Genomic DNA, 19,106 nt, shown 5'->3' on the forward strand with positions numbered 1-19,106 from the left:
CCGCGGGGGCGACCGCGGTGCCGCGCCGGTTCAACGGGAGCTTCCCGGGCTGCCGCCCCTACGGGTCAGAGGCAGAGCGTGATGCTGGCCGCGCTCACACAGGACAGCACGCTCAGGGAGCTGGTCCCGCCGGTGCCCGTGGTCTCGTCGGCTTCCATCGTCTGCAGGTCGAGGAGTGCCATGGCCGCTTCCTTTCGGTTGGTTCCCCCAAAGGGGGACATCTGAGGACGGGGATGGTGCGTCACGACTCCGCGGGAGCGCGGAGCCGCGTCTTCAGGGCCGCCGTCGTGGCGGCGGCAGGAACGGCAGGTGCGCCGTGGCGTCGTCGGCGAGCGCCGCACCGAGCGCCAGCAGGCACCCCGCCGTTCCGGTGGCGAGGTCCATGGAGAGCCGCATCAGGTGATTGCCGGGGAAGGCGAGCTGCCCCTGGTACGGCATGGCGTGCCAGCCGAGCGTGTCGATCTGCTCCCGGAGCAGGTCGTGGGGCGCGCCCGTCCGCGCGAGATGGAGGATCATCCCGGCCCGGCCCTCGAAGAGTCCGGGCTGCGCGTAGAAGCGGTAGGTGGCGGCGGCGAGGACGCCCGCACGGGCCCGCTCGAACACCTCGGGCGCGTCGGCACCCTCCGTCCCCCTCGCCGCCAGGTAGTCGTCGAGGACCATGCCGACGCCCACGCCGCCGTCGCCGAGGTACGGCATCGTCCGCCAGCCCTCGTCGACGGCCACACCGCCGTTCTTCTGCGTGACGAGGCATTCCAGGTCGAGCCGCAGGGCGTCGCCCGCCGCGTCGAGGAGCGACGGGTCGCCCGTCGCCTCGTGACGGCGCAGCAGGAAGAGCGCGGGACCGCTCGCGCCGCGCAGCAGGCCGGCGCGTCGGCGGGGCGGTCCGGGCCGGGGTTCGGCGAGGCGTCGTACGAGGAGCGCCGCGATCTCGTCCGCCCGTTCGTCCAGCTCCTTCTCGCCGGTGGCCAGGGCCAGCCGCCCGAGGACCAGTCCCAGTCCCGCCAGACCGCCGCGCAGGTCGGAGGAGAGCTTGTGCCACTTCTCGGACAGCACGCGCTCGACGAGGTCGAGGGCGCGTTCCCGGTGCCCGAGCAGGTCCAGGACATGGGCGACGCCGGCGAGGCCGTCGTACAGGCCGAGCGGAGTGCCGAGGGGCACCGGGTCGGTGTGGTCGAGCAGCCAGCGCTCGCCCTCCTCGTACCGCCCGGCCCCCGTGCCGGCCAGCGCGTACAGCACACCGGCGGCACCGTGGGCGAGGCCGAGACCGCCGCCGTCCGAGAACTGGGCGACATCACCCGGGAACAGCCGGTCGTCCCGCTCCGGCGTGGCCGACGCCAGGATCGCCTTGACCATCGAGTCCCGGCTGTACGGCCAGTCCCCGGCCTCGGCGAGGGAGGCGAACGGCGAGGCCGGGGGCGGGACGGCGGCGCCGGCGACCGCTCCGGCCCGCTCCCGAGTGCCGTCGACGCCCGCCCCGGTCGCGGCGCCCGGCGCCGGCCGCACGATCTCGGCGACCGCCTCGTCCAGGAACCGGCGCGGTACCGCCGGGAACTGGCCCGCGATCACCTCGGCCAGATGCGCGGCCTTCGCCCGGTCGACCACGAGGAGCGAGGTGACCGGCAGGAACAGGGCGAGGCGCAGACAGGCCAGGGCGTAGCGGTCGACGTCGGGGCCCGTACGGTCCGGGGGCGCCAGGAAGCCGGGGTGGGCGACGATCTGACGGCCGTTCTCCTCGGCGGGAGCCGCCGCCTCGAAGTCAAGCAGTGACACCGAGTGCTCGTCGGGCGCGACCATGATGTTGAACAGATGCAGGTCGTTGAAGACGATGCCGCGCGCGTGCACCGCCTCGACCGCCTCCTCGACGGCCCGGTGGACGCGTAACGCCCAGCCGGTGTACGCGGCCACGGCGTCCGGCTCGGGGTCGGCGGCCAGCAGCGGGTGCCGTTCGGCCACGTACGAGTTGAGCGGGCGGCCCTCGACGAAGTCCATGACGAGGAAGCGGTGGTCGCCGAGGGTGAACCAGTCACGGACCCCGGGGACGACGCCGAGCCCCGACAGCCGCTCCAGCGCGGCCCTCTCCCGCTCCAGGCGGGTCACCGCGTCCGCCCCGTCGGCGGCCAGCCCGGCGTGCGGGCGCCCCTCCTTGAGGACCACCCTTCGGCCGTCCCGCGTGTCGGTGCCGGCGTAGACGCCGCCGCCGTTGGAGAAGTGCAGGGCCTTCTCGATGCGGTACGGCAGATCACCGACCGTCGTCGTGTTCCGCGCCGCGAGCTGCGGTTCGAGGAACGAGGGCAGCGTCACCCACTCGGGTACATGGAAGGCCGGTTTCCGCTGGTCCGGCACCAGGGTGCCCGAGCCGTCGCGGACCGCCGGGACGAGCGAGCCGCGCTCGTCGACGACGAAGGACCGGGCGAAGGCGCCGTAGCGGACGTGGAGGGGCCCGTCGTTCCACCGCAGATCGGTGAGGATGTACGGGCCGTCGAGACCGTCCAGGAGGGCGCCGAGTTCCCGCAGTACCCGGTGCAACTGCTCCTCGTCCGCCGGGTAGACCGTCACGAACTTGCCGCTGGCGTCGCGGGCCGCGTACTTGGCGTTGCGCAGGTGCAGCAGATGCGGGCCCGGCACGAACTTGAACGGGATCAGCCGGGGCACGCAGTAGTCCCACACGGTCGCCGCGATCCGCTCCGCGTTCGCCCGGGTGGCGGAGGCGTGCACCTTCCAGCCCTGTGCGGGCGCGGGGCGAGGCCGACCGGAGCCGTCGACCGGGGTCAGTGCCAGCCAGTCGCCGATCCGGGCGGACCGCCAGCCCTCGGCCACCGCCCGCCGGGCCGTCTCGTACTCGGGCGCGGTGGTTCCGGCGCGCTCACCGGCCGAGAGCCGGTCCGGTGTCTCGTAGAAGTGCCGGTCGGCGAGCGCGTACGCCTCGTACCGCTTGTCCATGCGAATCCCCCGGGTGGTGTGAGCCGTGTCCCCTGGGCCGTGTGCCGCGTGCCGTGTGCCGTGTGCCGTCGAGCCTTCCAGCCGGGCGGGTCGCCCCGACAGTCACGGCTGTCACCGGAAACCCGTCACGTGTGTCACGCGGTCACCGTGCGGAACGCATGCGTAAAGACTTGTTCGGGACCTTTCGATCCCCGTTGTGCCGAGGGTGGGCCGCGAGCTGCACAGAACGGCCACAGGGGCTGCGCGAGCGTGCCGGAAGCGCTGTAATTGCGGACGTGGTCAGTGAGGGCACGGCGGAACGCGGAGCGGGGAAGCCGCGTGCCGAACTTGCCCTCGAAGCGCTGCCCGACGATCTTGATCCGCGGGAGCGCCTCCATGCCATCCTCGAACAGGTGCTCGTCTTCACGGAGGCGACGGTCGCCTGCGTGTACACCCCGGACGACGAGGGCGAGCTGCTCTCCCTGACCGAGTCGGTAGGCGTCCCGACGAGCCTGTACGGGCTGCTCGACAGCTATCCCGCCTCCGGCACGACCTCCCTGGCCGAGGTGGGCCGCACGGGACGGCCGGTGTGGCGCGGTTCCGCCGACCTCGTCCAGGACGCGGATGTCCGCCGCTCCGTCGTCGGGGAGTTCTCGGTGGGTGTGCTGCCGCTGGACGAGCGGGGCTGTCTGCTCGCGGTGAGCGACGACCCGGACGGTTTCGCCGCCGAGGACCGGCGGTGCCTCGACCTGTTCGCCGAGGCGGTCACCCGGGCCGCCCCGGCCCCGCCCCTCGGGCCGGGCGCCCCGTTCGACCTGGCCATGGACACCGGACGGGTCGAGGTCGACGACGAACTGCTGGAGCTGTTCGGGATCGGCCCCGACGACTTCGAGGGCCGGGTCGAGACCCTGCTCTCGATGACCGTGCCCGAGGACCTGCCCGCGCTGATGTCCGTCGTGGAGGCGGACCACATGTCCATCGGCGACCGTGAGCTGGAGTTCCGCATCCGCCAGCCATCCGGCGAGCAGAAGTGGCTGCGGCTGCGCGGCCGCCTGCTGCCCGGCGGCGAGGACCGCCCGCCCCGCCTCGTCGGCACCGTCGCCGACGCCTCCACCCTGCGCACCGGCCGCGGCGACGTGGCCCGCGTCCAGCGCCTCGCCGCCGCCCTGGCCACCGCCGGCACGGTCCGCGACGTCAGCCAGGCCGTCGTCGCCGCCCTCCGCAAGCCCCTCCAGGCGGACCGGATCGCCCTCGCCGAACTGGAGGGGGAGCGCCTCGTGGTCACCGTCCTCGACCCGCCCCAGCCCGAGGCATGGCCCGAGGTCTGGCGCACGGAATGGCGCTCGGAGTGGCCCGACGCGCCGGTGCGCACCATGCCGACCCTCGCCGCCGCGCTCCGCGAGGGCCGCGCCGCGATCTGGCCCGCCGACGCCGATCTGGAGCCCGCCCTGGCCGAGGTCGGCCCCGGCGGCCTCGCCGTCCTCCCGCTGCCGGCGGGCGGCCGCATGGCCGGTGCCTGCCTGATCGGCTGGGACAGTCCCCACGACTTCGGCCCCGAGGAACGCGCCCTGCTCACCGCCGCCGCGGGTCTCGCGGGCCAGGCACTGATGCGCGCCCACGCCTTCGACGCCGAACACGAACTCGTCGGCATGCTCCAGCGCACCCTCCTGCCGCGCCGCCTGCCGCAGCTGCCCGGTGCGGTCGCCGTCGCCCGCTATCTGCCCACCACCGCGGGTCTGGAGGTCGGCGGCGACTGGTACGACGTGATCCCGCTGCCGGACAACCACGTCGCGTTCGTCATCGGCGACGTCCAGGGCCACAACGCGGGCGCCGCCACCCTCATGGGCCAGATGCGCACCGCCCTGCGCGCCTACGCCGTCGAGGGTCACCCTCCGGACGTCGTCGTGTCGCACGCCAACCGCCTCCTCGTCGACATGGAGACCGACCTCTTCGCCACCTGCTGCTATGTCGACGTCGACATGGAGGAGGGCCTGGCATGGTACGTCCGCGCGGGCCACATCCCGCCCGTGCTGCGCCACCCGGACGGCACCACCGAGATCACCGGGTCCGACGGCGCACCCCCGCTCGGCGTGCTCCGCCAGGCCGACTTCCCCATGACCTCCCTGCGACTGGCCCCCGGCAGCCTCCTCGCTCTCACCACGGACGGCCTCGTCGAGTCGGCCGACCTCGACGTGGAGGACGGACTCGACCAGCTCGCCGCAGGCCTGTCCGCCGCCGACCCCGCCCACCTCGGTGTCGTGGCCGACACCCTCCTCGGCGGCGCCAACCGCGACGACGACGTCGCCCTGCTCCTGGTGCGCTACGACGGCATGGCCCAGCGCCCGCGCCGGGAGAACTGGACGGTGTGGCGGGTGCCCCAGGCGGTCGGCCATGCCCGCCGCTACACCCGGCGCGTCCTGCGGGCCTGGGGCATCCGGGACGAGGCGGACGCCGTCCTCCTCGTGGTCTCCGAACTCGTCACCAACGCCCTCGTGCACACCGACGGCCGGGTCCGCCTCGACCTCACCCTGCTCCACGACCGGCTGCGCGTCGCCGTCGCCGACATCTCGCCCCGTACACCGGTCAAGCCGGCCAGCATCGGCTGGGAGGCCACCGGCGGCCGTGGCATCCTCCTCGTCGAGGCCATGTCGTCGGCGTGGGGCACCGTGCCGGCCAGCGGCGGCAAGCAGGTGTGGGCGGAGATCCCCATCGGCTGACACCCTGGTGGTGTGCGCCTGCTCCTGATGTCCGACACCCACCTGCCGCAACGCGCCAAGGCGCTGCCCGAGCGGCTCCTCTCCGACATCCCGCACGCCGACGTGGTCGTCCACGCCGGCGACTGGGTCGACGAGGCCACCCTCGACCTCCTCGAACGCCGCTCGCGCCGCCTCATCGGGGTGTACGGCAACAACGACGGCCCCGCCCTGCGCGCACGCCTCCCCGAGGTGGCCCACGCCGACCTGGACGGTCTGCGCCTCGCCGTGGTCCACGAGACGGGCCCCGCCCAGGGCCGCGAACGCCGCTGCGCCGACCGCTTCCCCGACACCGACGTCCTGGTCTTCGGCCACAGCCACATCCCCTGGGACACCACCGCCGACACCGGCCTGCGGCTGCTCAACCCCGGCTCCCCGACGGACCGGCGCCGGCAGCCGCACTGCACCTACATGACGGCGGCCGCGGTGGACGGCGAGCTGCGGGACGTCCGGCTGCACCGGCTGCCGCCCCGCACCTGACCCCCGCGGGGCGGCCTTCACGGAGCCGGCGGATGGATCACCCCGGACGTCTCCGTCAACGGCACCCCGCTGCCGCCCCACCTGAGCGCCACGATCTCCGCCGCGACGGACACCGCCACCTCCTCCGGCGTACGGGCGCCGAGGTCGAGGCCGACGGGGGAGCGCAGCCGGGCCAGCTCGGCGTCGTCGAGGCCCGCCTCCCGCAGCCGCCGCATCCGGGCGTCGTGCGTACGGCGGCTGCCCATCGCCCCGATGTACGCGGCCGGCCGGCGCAGCGCCTCCTCCAGCAGCGGCACGTCGAACCTCGGGTCATGGGTGAGGACGCAGACGACCGTGCGGTCGTCGGTCGGCGTCCCGCGCAGAAAGCGGTGCGGCCAGTCGACGACCACCTCGACGGCGGCGGGGAACCGCTTGGGTGTCGCGAAGACCGGGCGGGCATCGCACACCGTCACCCGGTAGCCGAGGAAGTCGCCGACACGGGCGACCGCGGCCGCGTAGTCGATCGCGCCGAACACCAGCATGCGGGGCGGCGGAGCGAACGAGTGCAGGAAGACGGTGACGGCGTCCTCGCGGCGCTCGCCGTGCGGCCCGTAGTGCCGCTCCACCGTGGCCCCCAGGGCCAGCTCCCCGCGCGCGTCGGCGGCGACCGCCGCGTCCAGCCCGGCCGCGCCGAGGGAGCCGGACACCGCCTCCGGCCGGACGGCGAGGGTGGCGCCGCGCGGCGCGGGGCCGTCGACGACGGTCGCCAGGGTCACCGGCCGGCCGGCGGCCACGGACCGTACGACCTCCCCGAGAGCCGGGTCGTCCCCGGGTGTCACCCGGCGCACCAGCACACCGATCTCGCCGCCGCAGGTGAGCCCCACCGCGAACGCGTCCTCGTCGCTGTACCCGAACGTCTCCAGCCGGGCCTCCCCGGACGCCACCACCTCCTGGGCCAGCTCGAACACCGCGCCCTCCACGCAGCCGCCGGACACACTGCCCACGACCTCGGCGCCGGGGCCGACCGCCAGGGCTGCTCCCGGCTCGCGGGGCGCGCTCCGGCTGACCGTGACGACGGTCGCGAGCCCGAACGGGGAGCCCGCCGCATACCACTCGCCGACCGCCGGGAGGACCTCACGCATGGCTCGCGCTCCTCTCACCGCCCCGCGCTTCCAGCGTCCGACAGTTCCGCCTGCGCCGCCCCTCCGCCCCGGGAGCGGCTCCCCGCCCCGGGGAGTGGTGGCCCCGTGTCATCCGGGAGGTGCCCACGAGCTGTTTCGGACCCTCCTCGGTCGGGGACCCGGGGCCCATGGTGCACATCGGATACACGATGATGACGGAGCAGGCCGGTCCGCGTGAGCTCGTCGACCATGTCGTCCGGGCCGAGGACGCGGGCTTCGACTTCTCGGTCACCTCCGACCACTACTTCCCCTGGCTGCGCTCGCAGGGCCACTCGCCGTACGCGTGGAGCGTCCTCGGCGCCGCCGCCCAGGCGACCTCCCGCATTCCCCTGATGACCTATGTGACGTGCCCGTCGTTCCGCTACCACCCGGCGGTGGTGGCGCAGAAGGCGGCGACGATGCAGCTGCTGTCCGAGGGGCGGTTCCGGCTCGGGCTCGGCTCGGGCGAGAACCTCAACGAGCACGTCGTGGGCGGCGGCTGGCCCTCCGTCGACGTGCGGCACGAGATGCTCCAGGAGGCGGTGGAGATCATCCGGGCGCTCTTCGAGGGCGGCCATGTGACCCACCACGGGACTCACTTCGACGTGGAGTCCGCCCGGTTGTGGGACCTGCCGGACGAACCGCCGCCCCTGGGCATCGCCGTCTCCGGCGAGCAGTCCTGCGCTCTCGCGGGCAGGCTCGCCGACCTGGTCATCGCCACGGAGCCGGAGGCCGGGCTGCTGCGGGCCTTCGACCGGCACGGCGGCGAGGGCAAGCCGCGCGTGGGCCAGTTGCCGGTCTGCTACGACCCGGACCGTGACACGGCCGTCCGGCGCGCCCACGACCAGTTCCGCTGGTTCGGCAGCGGCTGGAAGGTCAACTCCGAGCTGCCGCACCCCGATTCGTTCGCGTCGGCCACACAGTTCGTCACGCCGGACGACGTCGCCGCGTCCGTCCCGTGCGGCGACGATCCGGACGCCTTCGTCGAGGCCGTACTCCCGTACGCCGAGGCCGGGTTCACCGAGATCGCCCTGGTGCAGATCGGCGGCGACTCCCAACCCGCCTATCTGGACTGGTCGGAGAAGACGCTGCTGCCCGCGCTTCGTGCCGCCTTCGGATGACGCCCGGCCGGGACGGCCGGGACACCCTGGCCCCCGGCACTTGCCGTCGAGTGCACTCCAACTCCTAGTCTGACGCTCCCGACCCACCCCACCTGCGACGGAGCATCGGCATGCGCTATCGAGTCCTCGGCAAGACCGGCATCGAGGTCAGTACCCACTGCCTCGGCACGATGATGTTCGGCGCCGCCGGTAATCCCGACCACGAGGACGGCGCGCGCATCATCCGCGCCGCGGTCGACGCCGGCATCAACTTCGTGGACACCGCCGACATGTACTCGGCCGGCGAGAGCGAGGAGATCGTCGGCAAGGCGCTGAAGGGCGTACGCGAGGACATCGTCCTCGCCACCAAGGTGCACTTCCCGCTGGGGGAGGGGCGCAACCGCAGCGGCAACTCACGCCGCTGGATCGTCCGGGCGGTCGAGGACAGCCTGCGGCGGCTGGACACCGACTGGATCGACCTCTACCAGGTGCACCGTCCGGACCACACCACCGACATCGAGGAGACGCTGTCCGTCCTCACGGACCTGGTAAGGGCGGGCAAGATCCGGGCGTTCGGCTGCTCCACGTTCCCCGCGGAGGACCTCGTCGAGGCGCACCACGTGGCGGAGCGGCGCGGGCTGATGCGGATGCGTACGGAGCAGCCGCCGTACTCGATCCTGGCGCGCGGCATCGAGCGGGCCGTGCTGCCCACCGCGCAGCGCCTGGGCATGGGGGTGCTGACCTGGTCTCCGCTCGCCTCGGGCTTCCTGTCCGGCGCCTACCGCGAGGGCCGGTCCGTCGACCTCACCACCGGCCGTCCCAGGCACGCACCGCACCGCTTCGACCCGGCGCTCCCGGGCAACGCCGCGAAGTACGCGGCCGTCGAGCGCCTCGTCGCCCTCGCCGAGGAGATGGGCCGCACCCTGCCGGAACTGGCCGTCGCCTTCCCGCTGGTGCACCCGGCCGTCACCTCGGTGATCATCGGCCCGCGCACGATGGACCAGCTCACCTCGCTGCTCAAGGGGGCCGACCTGGTGCTCGACGACGCGGCGCTCGACCGGATCGACGAGATCGTGGCGCCCGGCACCGACCTCTACCGGGCCGACGGCGTCTGGCAGCCGCGGTCCCTCACCGAGCCGGCCCTGCGCCGGCGCCCGTCGGGAGAGCGGGCCGCCGCGGACTGACCCGTCGGGGAGGGACACGGGGCCGTCGGGCGGGAGCGACGGCGAGGAATCGCCGTTGCAGGTGAACTGTCTTGCGAAAACGGGTACTTACTCGTGCGTCAGATGGTATTGACGGCTCGGCTGTCCATTGGGACGGTGGGGGACATGTCGAATGTGGCGGACATGTCAAGATTGCGCACACGTCTGCTCGGTGTCCTGGTACTCGTCACCGGCTTCCTGACCACGGCGGGCTCCACCAAGCCCGCCTCCGCTCTCACTGACGAACTCTGGTTCGACTCCCAGGCCGCGGCGACCCTCACGGTCGAGGGCGGCAGGTTCAAGGACGGCCTCGGCCGTGAGGTCGTCCTGCGCGGCTACAACGTCTCCGGTGAGACGAAGCTCAAGGAGAACAACGGTCTGCCCTTCGCCTCGGTCGCCGACGCCAGGAAGTCGGCGACCGCGCTCCGGGCGCTCGGCGGCGGCAACTCCGTCCGCTTCCTGCTGTCCTGGGCGTACGCCGAGCCCGTCCGCGGCCAGGTGGACACCGCCTACCTGTCGGCGGCCACCGCCCAGATGGGCGCCTTCCTCGACGCCGGGATCCGGGTCTACCCGGACTTCCACCAGGACCTCTACTCCCGCTGGCTGTTCGACCCCGACAGCTGGTACACCGGCGACGGCGCCCCCAAGTGGGCCGTCGACCTGGGGAACTACCCCGACGAGTACTGCGGCATCTGCCCGTTCTGGGGGCAGAACATCACCTCGAACGCCGCCGTGACGAAGTCGACGCACGACTTCTGGCACAACGCGTACGGGGTCCAGGACTCCTTCCTGGCCACCGCCCAGAAGACCATGGCGTACATCAGGCAGAACCTCACGGCAGCCCAGTTCCAGGGCGTCGTCGGCTTCGACCCGTGGAACGAGCCGCATCCCGGCACCCTTGACGCGGGGCAGACCAGCAGGGCGTGGGAGAAGGACGTCCTGTGGCCGTTCTACGTCAAGTTCCGTGCCCGAATGGACGCCGCGGGCTGGCAGTCCAAGCCCGCCTTCGTCGAGCCGAACCTCTTCTGGAACGCCAACATCGACTTCCAGAAGCAGGAGGGCGGACTGCTCGACGCGGGCACGATCGGGCCCGGCTACGTCTTCAACACCCACTTCTACGACCAGAAGGCGATCTCCGGCGTCTTCATGTGGGGCAAGGCGGAGAACGGCCAGTACACGAGCGACTTCGGGACCGTCCGTGACCGGGCCGCCGCGGGCGGCACGACCGCGATCGTCAGCGAGTTCGGGCACCCGCTCGCCGGGTCGGTCTCCGACAAGGCGCCCACGGTCTACAAGGCCATGTACCAGGCGCTCGACTCCCGTGTGAAGGGCGGCAGTTGGTGGTCGGACCCGGCCGCGTCCGGCCCGGTGCTGTCCGGTTCGCAGTGGCAGTGGGACATCTACCACGGCCGCCACCGCGAGCTGATGAACGACAACCCCGACAAGGTGCAGACCGAGGGCGACGCCTGGAACGGCGAGGACCTCTCCGCCGTACGCCTCGACGACTCCGGCACGGCCGTGCTCCGCCAGGACGCCCGGCTCCTCGACCGGGTCTACCCGAGCGCCACGGCGGGCAGCGCCCTCGCCTTCACCTACGAGGACCGCTCCCGCGACGGCTCCACCACGCTGACCTGGAACCCGGTGCCCACTTCCCTGCCGAACGTCTCCTCGCTCGTCGGGTCCGGGCAGTACGCCCTGCTCGTGTGGCGTTCCGACGGCAGCTCCGAGCCGACGGAACTGCACCTGCCGGCGTCCTTCCCCACCGCGTCCACCACGGTGGTGTCCGACCTCGGGGTGACCTCCTCGCCGCCGGCGTACACCACGTCCACGCCGGTCGCGGCGGCCAGGGAACCCGGCGGTACCGGCAGCCGCCGGCTGCTGCTCACCGCCCCCGACTCGGGCAAGCTGCACTATGCCCTGGTCACCAACGGGGCGACAGCCCCGTCCGCGGCGCGGTTGGACGCGGCGCGTACGGAGCTGTCGGGGTGGCTCGCCTCCGAGTTCAGTTAGCGGACGGTCCGGTCCAGTCGGCGGGCACCTTCGCCAGCCGCACCCGCTGGGGGTGGTCGCCGACCGGCACGGACACGGTCTTCTTCCCGGTGGCGAAGTCGATCGCCGTGACCTGGTCGGCGCCGCTCTCGGAGACCACGCAGGACTTGCCGTCACCGCTGACGGTCGACCAGTACGGCTTGGAGACGGGGACGAGCGGGCCCTCCTGGAGGGTCGTGCGGTCCACGACGGTCGCGTAGTCGTCCATCGTGCCCGCGATGCACAGCTTGGTGCCGTCCGGCTTCATCGTGAGGCCGTGGTGACGGGAGTCGTTGACGAAGGTGGTGCGGTCGTCGCTGACCCCCGGGGACTTCGGCAGGGTCTTGGTCCGGGTGATCCTGTCGGTGGCGATGTCGTACTCGAAGAAGCCGTTGAAGAACGACACCTGGAAGTACAGCTTCGTCTCGTCGGGCGAGAACGCGGCGGGGCGGACCGCGTCCGAGTAGTCGTTCAGCCCGATCGCGTTCAGCCGGTCGCGCATGTCGATCACCTTGACCTGCTGGAAGGTGTTGGCGTCGGCGACGGTGATCTTCCGGTCGCCCTTCGTCCAGTCCAGCCAGGGTGCGTCGGTCTGGGTGTTCACATCGCCGATCGCCATGTTCCAGATGTACTTGCCGTCACGGGTGAAGATGTTCTCGTGCGGCTTGTCGCCGGTCTTGAAGGAACCGACCTGCTTGCCGGTGACGATGTCCAGGACGTGCACGGTGTTCCCGGTCGACGCCGAGACCGCGACCCGCTTGCCGTCGGGGGAGACCGCCATGTGGTCGGCGCGGAAACCCGACACCGGGAAACGCCAGTTGACGGCGCCGGTGGTGAGGTTGATCGACACGACGTCGGCGAAGCTGGGCCGGGAGACGACCATCGACGAGCCGTCGGGCGTGGAGTACATGTCGTCCACGAACTGGTCGTGGCCCTCGCCCACGCTGTTGCGGATCGTCATGAAGGCGATCCACTTGATCGGGTCGGCGTTGATCTCGGCCATCCGCTGGGCCTTGTCCGGGATGACGTTCACCCGGCCGATCTTCGCGAAGTCGCCGGTGGCCTTGATGACATCGGCGGTGCCCTCCCAGTTGTTGCCCACGAACATCACCTCGCGCAGGTCCGCGGTGGCGGCCGCGGGGGCGGCGGACGCGGAGGCGGCGGCGGAGGCGGTCAGGGCCAGGGCGGCGGCCGCGGCACCGAGGTGACGGGTCCGGCGCCGGCGGGGGCCGGTGGTGGGGGTCATGGCTGGTTCCTCCTGCTTGCTGGGGGCATGACAAGGCGGCTCTGGGGAGAAAAACGGGCGAGGAATCTGAATACGCCAGCGTTCAGAGTTGACTTACTGGAAAGTAAGGAACCGGCCCGCTTCTCCACAAGTCCAAGGACGCGACAAAATCGGGCGAGCACCGGTTCGGCCGTCGGACGGGTGACGCTGTGTCGGGAGGAGAAGCGTGGCGGGCAGGCTCAAACAGCCCACCGGCCGTTACGGAGGGCGGTCCGCCGAGGAGCGCCAGGCCGAGCGCCGTCGCCGCTTCCTCGACGCGGGCCTCCAACTCTTCGGCGACAGCCCGGGTTTTAGGGGCACCACCATCGCGGCGCTCAGCGAGGCGGCGGGTCTGTCGACCCGTCAGTTCTACGAGGAGTTCCGCACCTTGGAGGACGTGCTGGCCGCGCTCCACCTCCAGGTCAACGACTGGGCCGAGGAGGCCGCGCTCGACGGCCTCGCCACGGCGGAGGGGCGGCCGGTCGCCGAGCGGGTCACCGCGGCGTTCCGCGCCTACGCCGCGAACGTCACCGGGGACCCGCGCCGGTTGCGGATCACCTTCACCGAGATCATCGGCGTCAGCCCCCGGCTTGAGCGCCAGCGTCTCGAACGCCGCTCCCGCTGGGTCGACTTCCTCTGCGCGGAGGCCGCCGCGGCCGCCGACCGAGGCGAGGCCGCCCACCGCGACTACCGTCTCGCCGCCACGGCCTTCATCGGCAGCGTCAACGGCCTCCTCCACGACTGGCAGGCCGGCTACGTCGACGCCGACCTCGACGAGGTGGTCGACGAACTCGTCCGCCTGCTCCTGGGGATCCTCCGCCCGGTCGGGTGGCGCCCGGAGGGGGCCTGAGCCGGCGGGGAGTCGTGCCCGCCGGGCCGCGGGGACGGTGGCGGGCGGCGTCCGTCGGGGTTCGGGGTGGGCGCCCGCAATGTCCGTCGGGGTTCTGCGACGGTGGGCGAGGCGGTGGTCGAAGAGGGCCTGCGGCGGTCGCCGCAGGCCGGGGTCCGCACTCGGCCGCGGTCGCCGGTGCCTCAGCGCGTCAGCCGGTTCACCGCCTCCATGGCCGGCGTCACCCCGTCATCCGTCCCCCTTCCCCGACGCCTCGGCGAAGGGCCGGGCCCCACGGCCGTACGTCTGGTCGGCGGTCGCCTGCCGCAACGCGGCGGCCGGCCCGTCGGCGGCCAAGAGCTCCGAACAAAAGTAGAGCCCGGCTCGCGACGCCTGGCACGCACGCTCGCCGCGTTGCCGAAAGCCCCTGGTAGCCCCGCTACAAGGAGCTTCCGGCGCCTTGCGATCGCACGCACCAGACGCCGCGAGCCGATCGGACTCCACTTTTGTCCGGAGCTCCAAGCGCCGCGGCGGTACCTCTCCCGGTGGCACCCCTGGACCGTCTGGCAACCCCCGTCTGCCCCGCGGCACCGTGCACGCTCCCCCCGTTCCAGCCCCCGCTCGGACGGGAGGGGACCCCACCGCCGCACCGGGCGCAAGCCCGCGTACATCCCGTACGTGGGCCTGCGCCCGGCGCTGATGCACCCGTCGGCCGGGGCTGCCGGGCGAACCGCCTGATGTCGCCCGGGCGATGGCGGAGGCCGATGGCCGTCCGGCTGCTCGCGCGGCCCGCCTATTCGTCCCAGGCCTGGAGCAGCGTGTGGTCGACGATCTTGCCGTCGCGCAGGGTGATCATCGAGCTGGCCAGGACCCGCACACCGTCCGGGTACTCGCAGGACTCGGTGTAGGCGACCTGGTCGCCCTGGACGACGCACTGCTCAAGCTTGTGCGTCATGTCCCGGCTGCAGACGTCCTCCAGCATCTCGCCGATCTCCGCACGGCCGTGCAGGACCTTGGGGTGGCTGGGCTGGGTGTTGCGGTCGACGACCCGGATCTCGGCGTCGTCGGCGTAGAGCGACAACAGGGTCGACGCGTCCGCCTGCTCGGTGCCTCGGCGCAGAATCTCGGTGTCGAAGGCGGGGCTTGCCGCGGTAGCCATGGGGGTGACCTCCTTGGAAGGGCGCGGCCCGAGGGGGAGCGGGCCGCGAGGGCTCCTGTTATCGAGGCTCCTCCGCGGTGGGGCACCCGGCAAGCGCGAACCCAACCGGTTGAACACTTGACTTCCCATGCGGCCCGGGCAGAGCATCACAGGTGAGTAACGTGAAGTGATCTTCACTTAACGAACAAACGGGAGCGATCTCCCGTGCTCCCGTACCGTCGTCGACCGTACCCCCGAGGAAGCCGCGCCATGGCCATAACCCGTGACCTTCTGATCGGCGGCAAGGACGTGCCCGCCGCGTCCGGCCGCACCACCGAGGACTTCGAGCCGTACACCGGGGAGGTGTACGCGACGGTCGCGGCGGCCGGTCCGGAGGACGTCCGGCGGGCCGTGGACGCCGCCGACGCGGCGTTCGAGGACTGGGCGGCCCTCGCGCCCTTCGCCCGGCGGGCGATCTTCTTCAAGGCCGCCGAACTGCTGGAGGCCCGGGGCGAGCAGGTCGCCGAGATCATGGCGCGGGAGGCGGGCGGCACCCGCCCCTGGGCGCTGTTCAACGTGATGCTCGCCGCCAACATCCTGCGCGAGGCGGCCGCCGCCATCACCGCACCGCGCGGCGAGGTGCTCAGCACCCAGAAAGAGGGCGCGCTGAGCCTCGCCGTCCGCGAACCGCTCGGCGTGGTCGCGGCGTTCGCACCGTGGAACGCGCCCGTCATCCTCGGCGTACGGGCCGTCGCGGCGCCGCTGGCCGCCGGAAACACCGTCGTCGTCAAGCCCAGCGAGGACGCGCCCATCGCCTGCGGACTGCTCGTCGCCGACGTGTTCCGGGAGGCCGGCCTGCCCGACGGCGTCCTGAATGTGATCACCAACGCGCCCGAGGACGCGGCCGAGATCGCCGAGGCGCTGATCTCCGACGAGCGGGTGCGCGCGGTCAACTTCACCGGCTCCACCAACGTCGGACGGATCATCGGCGAGCACGCGGCCCGCCATCTCAAGCCCGCGGTCCTGGAGTTGGGCGGCAAGAACGCGGTCATCGTGCTGGACGACGCGGACGTGGACTACGCGGTCGACGCCGTCACCTTCAGCGTCTTCATGAACGCCGGACAGATCTGCATGTCCGGCGACCGGATCCTCGTCCACGAGTCGCTGGCCGAGGAGTTCGCGCAGAAGTTCACCGCCAAGGTCGCCACGCTGCGCGCGGGCGAGCCCGGCCACCCGCACACCGTGGTCGGGCCCCTGGTGAGCGCCTCCGCCGCCGAGCGGATCGCGGGGCTGGTGCAGGACGCGGTCGCCAAGGGCGCCACCGTCCTCACCGGGGGCGGCCGGCCCGAGGGCGCGGTGCACCCGGCGACCGTGCTCACCGACGTACCCAAGGACGCCGACCTGTACTACACCGAGTCCTTCGGCCCGCTCTGCGTCCTGCAGACATTCGCCGACGACGACACCGCCGTGAAGCTCGCCAACGACACCGACAACGGCCTGAGCTGCGGCATCATCACCGAGAACGCCACCCACGGCCTGGCCGTCGCCCGCCGGATCCGCACCGGCATCGTGCACATCAACGACCAGTCCGTGGCCGACGAGCCCCAGGTGCCCTTCGGCGGGGTGAAGGCCTCCGGCTACGGGCGGTTCGGCGGACGCTGGGGCATCGAGGCCTTCTCGAACACCCGCTGGGTGACCATGGCCACCCAGCAGGCGCACTACCCGTTCTGAGCGACCGGGTCGGACGCCAGGAACTGCGTGGCCGCCAGCTCCGCGTACAGCGGGTCGGCGGCCACCAGCTCCCGGTGGGTGCCGACCGCGCGGACCCGCCCGGCGTCCATGACCACGATCCGGTCGGCCATCGTCACCGTGGACAGCCGGTGCGCCACGACCAGCACCGTCGTCGTCCGGGCCACATCGGCGACCGTGTCGCGCAGCGCCGCCTCGTTCACCGCGTCCAGTTGACTGGTCGCCTCGTCGAGCAGCAGCAGACGCGGGCGCCGCAGCAGCGCCCGGGCGATGGCGACGCGCTGGCGCTCACCCCCGGACAGCTTGGTGCCCCGGTGGCCCACCAGCGTCTCCAGGCCCTGCGGCAACTTGGCGATCAGGCCGTCCAGCCGGGTCGTCTTCAGCACCCGTCCCAGCTCGCCCTCGTCGGCGTGGGGGTTGCCCAGCAGCAGGTTGTCCCGCAGCGTCCCGGAGAGCACCGGCGCGTCCTGCTCCACATAGCCGATCGCCGCCCGCAGCCGGGGCAGCTCCCACTCGGTGACATCCCGGCCGTCGACCGTGATGACGCCCGCCTCGGGGTCGTAGAACCGCTCGATGAGCGAGAACACGGTGGTCTTGCCCGCGCCCGAGGGCCCCACGAACGCGGTCATCCCCCGGGCCGGGACCTCGAAGGTCACCCCGTGGTGCACATACGGCAGGTCGTCGGCGTACCGGAAGCGGACGTCGGCGAAGGCGAGCGCGGCGGGCTCGGCGGCCGGTTCCGGCAGCGGCGCGGGCCGGGCGGCCGGCTCGGCGGGCAGCCGCAGCGCCTCCTGGATGCGGGCGAGCGCGGCGGCACCCGTCTGGTACTGGGTGATGGCACCCACGACCTGCTGTATCGGCGACATCAGATAGAAGACGTACAGCAGGAAGGCCACCAGCGTGCCCACGTCGATCGCGCCGGTGGCGACCCGGGCGCCGCCCACCGCGAGCACCGTGATGAAGGCGATCTGCATCGCGAGCCCGGCCGTGTTGCCCGCTGCCGCCGACCACTTGGCGGCTCGAACGCTCTGCCGCCACGACTCCTCGGCCGCCGCGTGCACTGCCTCCTCCTCGCGGTGCTCGGCTCCGGACGCCTTGACCGTGCGCAGCGCGCCGAGGATCCGCTCCAGCGAGGCGCCCATCGCCCCGACCGCGTCCTGCGCCGCCCGGCTCGCCCGGTTGATACGCGGCACGATCACCCCGAACACCACACCCGCTCCGAGGATCACGCCCAGGGTCACCGCCAGCAGCACCGGGTCGACGAAGCCCATGAGCACGACCGTCGCGACGAGCGTCAGCCCGCCGGTGCCGAGGCCCACGAGGGTGTCGGTGGTGACCTCGCGCAGCAGGGTCGTGTCGGAGGTGATCCGTGCCATCAGGTCGCCCGGCTCGCTGCGGTCCACCGCCGCGATCCGCAGCCGCAGCAGATACGACGAAAGGGTGCGCCGCGCGCCCAGCACCACCGACTCGGCCGTGCGCCGCAGCACGTACGAACCCAGCGCGCCCACGGCCGCGTTGCCGACGACCAGCGCCGACATCAGCAGCAGCGCCCAGGTGATGGCGCGGTCGTGGGACAGGTCGTCGATCAGTTCCCTGGCCACCAGCGGCAGGGCGAGCCCGGTCGCTCCGGTGACCAGGGACAGCAGTGCGCCCAGCAGAAGTGCCCAGCGATGGGGCCGTACATAGCCGAGCAGCAGCCGCCAGTTGGGCTGCTGCTCGGCCTGGGGGTCAGTCGTGTTCACGACGCTCCTCGGCAGGTCGGTCGGGGAGTGGGGACCGGGCGCGGAGCTTCAGCCTACGTGGGTGGTGAGGAGCGGCCCGCGGCCCCGGTCCGGGGCCGGCGCCACGGGCGCCCCGGTGAGCCTGCGATCCTTTCCCGAGAAGGAGGTAAAATACCCCCAAGGGTATGCATGGGAAGTGGGTCGGTCGTGGAGTTGCAGTTCGAGGGTGATGAGCTCAAGTCGGTGCTGAACCGGTTGCGCCGGGCGCAGGGGCAGATCTCCGGAGTGATCAAGATGATCGAGGAGGGGCGCGACTGCGAGGACGTCGTCACCCAGCTCGCCGCGGCCTCCCGGGCCCTGGACCGGGCGGGATTCGCGATCATCGCGACCGGTTTGCAGCAGTGCCTCACCGACACCGGCAAGAACGAGCGGAACGGGGAGACGACGGAGCAGATGCGGGCACGACTGGAGAAGCTGTTCCTGTCGCTGGCGTGAGGGCCGGGGTGGGCCCGGCGGCGCCGCCGTCCTGGTGCGGCCCGTACCGGGCACCCTGACCCGTGACCCGTGACCCGTGACCCGTGACCCGTGACCCGCCGGGCCGGAAAGCCGCGCCCGCCCGGAAGCCCGCCGGGTCGGAAGGACGCGCTCGCTCCGCAAGCCCCGCCGGTCTGGAAGCGCCGCCCGGCCGGAAGCCGTGAAGACGTGCCGACCAGCAGGGAGTGTGTCCGGGATGGCCGCGCAGGGTCGCTTCCGCGTCGATCTTCACGGCGTCGCCGTCTGGCAC

The 19,106-nt window shown here is 72.5% G+C and carries 14 protein-coding genes; 8 read left to right on the top strand and 6 right to left on the bottom strand.

What is annotated here, in order from left to right; genetic code table 11:
- Positions 1 to 65: 65 nt before the first annotated feature.
- Both AC067N_RS30350 and lanKC read right to left on the bottom strand, forming a co-directional pair.
- On the bottom strand, positions 66 to 182 hold the full coding sequence (locus AC067N_RS30350) for a SapB/AmfS family lanthipeptide (protein WP_391002973.1): 117 nt from the start codon (positions 180 to 182) through the stop codon (positions 66 to 68).
- A gap of 91 nt (positions 183 to 273) precedes the next feature.
- Positions 274 to 2,940, bottom strand: coding sequence for a class III lanthionine synthetase LanKC (gene lanKC, locus AC067N_RS30355; RefSeq protein ID WP_478682089.1), 2,667 nt, complete (start codon positions 2,938 to 2,940; stop codon positions 274 to 276).
- Between the two features lie 275 nt (positions 2,941 to 3,215).
- On the opposite strand from lanKC, the gene AC067N_RS30360 reads away from it, so the two are divergent.
- Together AC067N_RS30360 and AC067N_RS30365 are read left to right on the top strand one after the other, a co-directional pair.
- On the top strand, positions 3,216 to 5,636 hold the full coding sequence (locus AC067N_RS30360) for a SpoIIE family protein phosphatase (RefSeq protein ID WP_478682090.1): 2,421 nt from the start codon (positions 3,216 to 3,218) through the stop codon (positions 5,634 to 5,636).
- A gap of 12 nt (positions 5,637 to 5,648) precedes the next feature.
- Positions 5,649 to 6,152 carry a metallophosphoesterase family protein gene (locus AC067N_RS30365; protein WP_478682091.1) on the top strand — a complete coding sequence of 168 codons (504 nt, stop codon included), beginning with the start codon at positions 5,649 to 5,651 and terminating at the stop codon, positions 6,150 to 6,152.
- Positions 6,153 to 6,169: 17 nt separating this feature from the next.
- Here AC067N_RS30365 and AC067N_RS30370 read toward each other — a convergent pair whose 3' ends face one another.
- Positions 6,170 to 7,273: an XdhC family protein gene (locus tag AC067N_RS30370; protein ID WP_478682092.1), complete on the bottom strand. Its 1,104-nt coding sequence runs from the start codon at positions 7,271 to 7,273 to the stop codon at positions 6,170 to 6,172.
- Positions 7,274 to 7,440: 167 nt separating this feature from the next.
- Here AC067N_RS30370 and AC067N_RS30375 point away from each other — a divergent pair, with 167 nt between their 5' ends.
- The 3 genes from AC067N_RS30375 (at position 7,441) to AC067N_RS30385 (ending at position 11,603) form a co-directional block, all read left to right on the top strand.
- On the top strand, positions 7,441 to 8,412 hold the full coding sequence (locus AC067N_RS30375) for an LLM class F420-dependent oxidoreductase (RefSeq protein ID WP_478682093.1): 972 nt from the start codon (positions 7,441 to 7,443) through the stop codon (positions 8,410 to 8,412).
- Between the two features lie 110 nt (positions 8,413 to 8,522).
- A complete protein-coding gene (locus AC067N_RS30380) occupies positions 8,523 to 9,575 on the top strand; it encodes an aldo/keto reductase (RefSeq protein ID WP_478682094.1) in 1,053 nt (350 codons plus the stop codon).
- Positions 9,576 to 9,737: 162 nt separating this feature from the next.
- Positions 9,738 to 11,603: a glycoside hydrolase family 5 protein gene (locus AC067N_RS30385; RefSeq protein ID WP_478682095.1), complete on the top strand. Its 1,866-nt coding sequence runs from the start codon at positions 9,738 to 9,740 to the stop codon at positions 11,601 to 11,603.
- Here the strand turns inward: AC067N_RS30385 and AC067N_RS30390 are convergent.
- The gene (locus tag AC067N_RS30390) at positions 11,596 to 12,867 is read right to left on the bottom strand and encodes a YncE family protein (RefSeq protein ID WP_478682096.1); all 1,272 of its coding nucleotides are present in this window, start codon (positions 12,865 to 12,867) and stop codon (positions 11,596 to 11,598) included. The genes AC067N_RS30385 and AC067N_RS30390 overlap by 8 nt on opposite strands.
- 205 nt (positions 12,868 to 13,072) lie before the next feature.
- Here AC067N_RS30390 and AC067N_RS30395 point away from each other — a divergent pair, with 205 nt between their 5' ends.
- Positions 13,073 to 13,735 carry a TetR/AcrR family transcriptional regulator gene (locus AC067N_RS30395; RefSeq protein WP_478682097.1) on the top strand — a complete coding sequence of 221 codons (663 nt, stop codon included), beginning with the start codon at positions 13,073 to 13,075 and terminating at the stop codon, positions 13,733 to 13,735.
- Positions 13,736 to 14,507: 772 nt separating this feature from the next.
- On the opposite strand, the gene AC067N_RS30400 is transcribed toward AC067N_RS30395, so the two are convergent.
- Positions 14,508 to 14,873, bottom strand: a complete 366-nt coding sequence (locus AC067N_RS30400) for a nuclear transport factor 2 family protein (RefSeq protein ID WP_478682098.1) — start codon at positions 14,871 to 14,873, stop codon at positions 14,508 to 14,510.
- Between the two features lie 249 nt (positions 14,874 to 15,122).
- On the opposite strand from AC067N_RS30400, the gene AC067N_RS30405 reads away from it, so the two are divergent.
- Positions 15,123 to 16,583, top strand: a complete 1,461-nt coding sequence (locus AC067N_RS30405) for an aldehyde dehydrogenase family protein (protein ID WP_478682099.1) — start codon at positions 15,123 to 15,125, stop codon at positions 16,581 to 16,583.
- Here AC067N_RS30405 and AC067N_RS30410 read toward each other — a convergent pair.
- A complete protein-coding gene (locus AC067N_RS30410) occupies positions 16,571 to 18,343 on the bottom strand; it encodes an ABC transporter ATP-binding protein (RefSeq protein ID WP_478682100.1) in 1,773 nt (590 codons plus the stop codon). The genes AC067N_RS30405 and AC067N_RS30410 overlap by 13 nt on opposite strands.
- Before the next feature lie 186 nt (positions 18,344 to 18,529).
- On the opposite strand from AC067N_RS30410, the gene AC067N_RS30415 reads away from it, so the two are divergent.
- Positions 18,530 to 18,817, top strand: a complete 288-nt coding sequence (locus tag AC067N_RS30415; protein ID WP_478682119.1) for a metal-sensitive transcriptional regulator — start codon at positions 18,530 to 18,532, stop codon at positions 18,815 to 18,817.
- Positions 18,818 to 19,106: the final 289 nt, after the last annotated feature.

The sequence above is a fragment of the Streptomyces sp. NPDC042364 genome (genome assembly GCF_056437585.1).

Excerpts from the sequence above, each read along its gene's own strand:
- lanKC (WP_478682089.1), bottom strand. The coding sequence starts at position 2,940 with ATGGACAAGCGGTACGAGGCGTACGCGCTCGCCGACCGGCACTTCTAC.
- AC067N_RS30350 (WP_391002973.1), bottom strand. The coding sequence starts at position 182 with ATGGCACTCCTCGACCTGCAGACGATGGAAGCCGACGAGACCACGGGC.
- AC067N_RS30385 (WP_478682095.1), top strand. The coding sequence starts at position 9,738 with ATGTCAAGATTGCGCACACGTCTGCTCGGTGTCCTGGTACTCGTCACC.
- AC067N_RS30370 (WP_478682092.1), bottom strand. The coding sequence starts at position 7,273 with ATGCGTGAGGTCCTCCCGGCGGTCGGCGAGTGGTATGCGGCGGGCTCC.
- AC067N_RS30400 (WP_478682098.1), bottom strand. The coding sequence starts at position 14,873 with ATGGCTACCGCGGCAAGCCCCGCCTTCGACACCGAGATTCTGCGCCGA.
- AC067N_RS30405 (WP_478682099.1), top strand. The coding sequence starts at position 15,123 with ATGGCCATAACCCGTGACCTTCTGATCGGCGGCAAGGACGTGCCCGCC.
- AC067N_RS30375 (WP_478682093.1), top strand. The coding sequence starts at position 7,441 with ATGGTGCACATCGGATACACGATGATGACGGAGCAGGCCGGTCCGCGT.
- AC067N_RS30380 (WP_478682094.1), top strand. The coding sequence starts at position 8,523 with ATGCGCTATCGAGTCCTCGGCAAGACCGGCATCGAGGTCAGTACCCAC.
- AC067N_RS30390 (WP_478682096.1), bottom strand. The coding sequence starts at position 12,867 with ATGACCCCCACCACCGGCCCCCGCCGGCGCCGGACCCGTCACCTCGGT.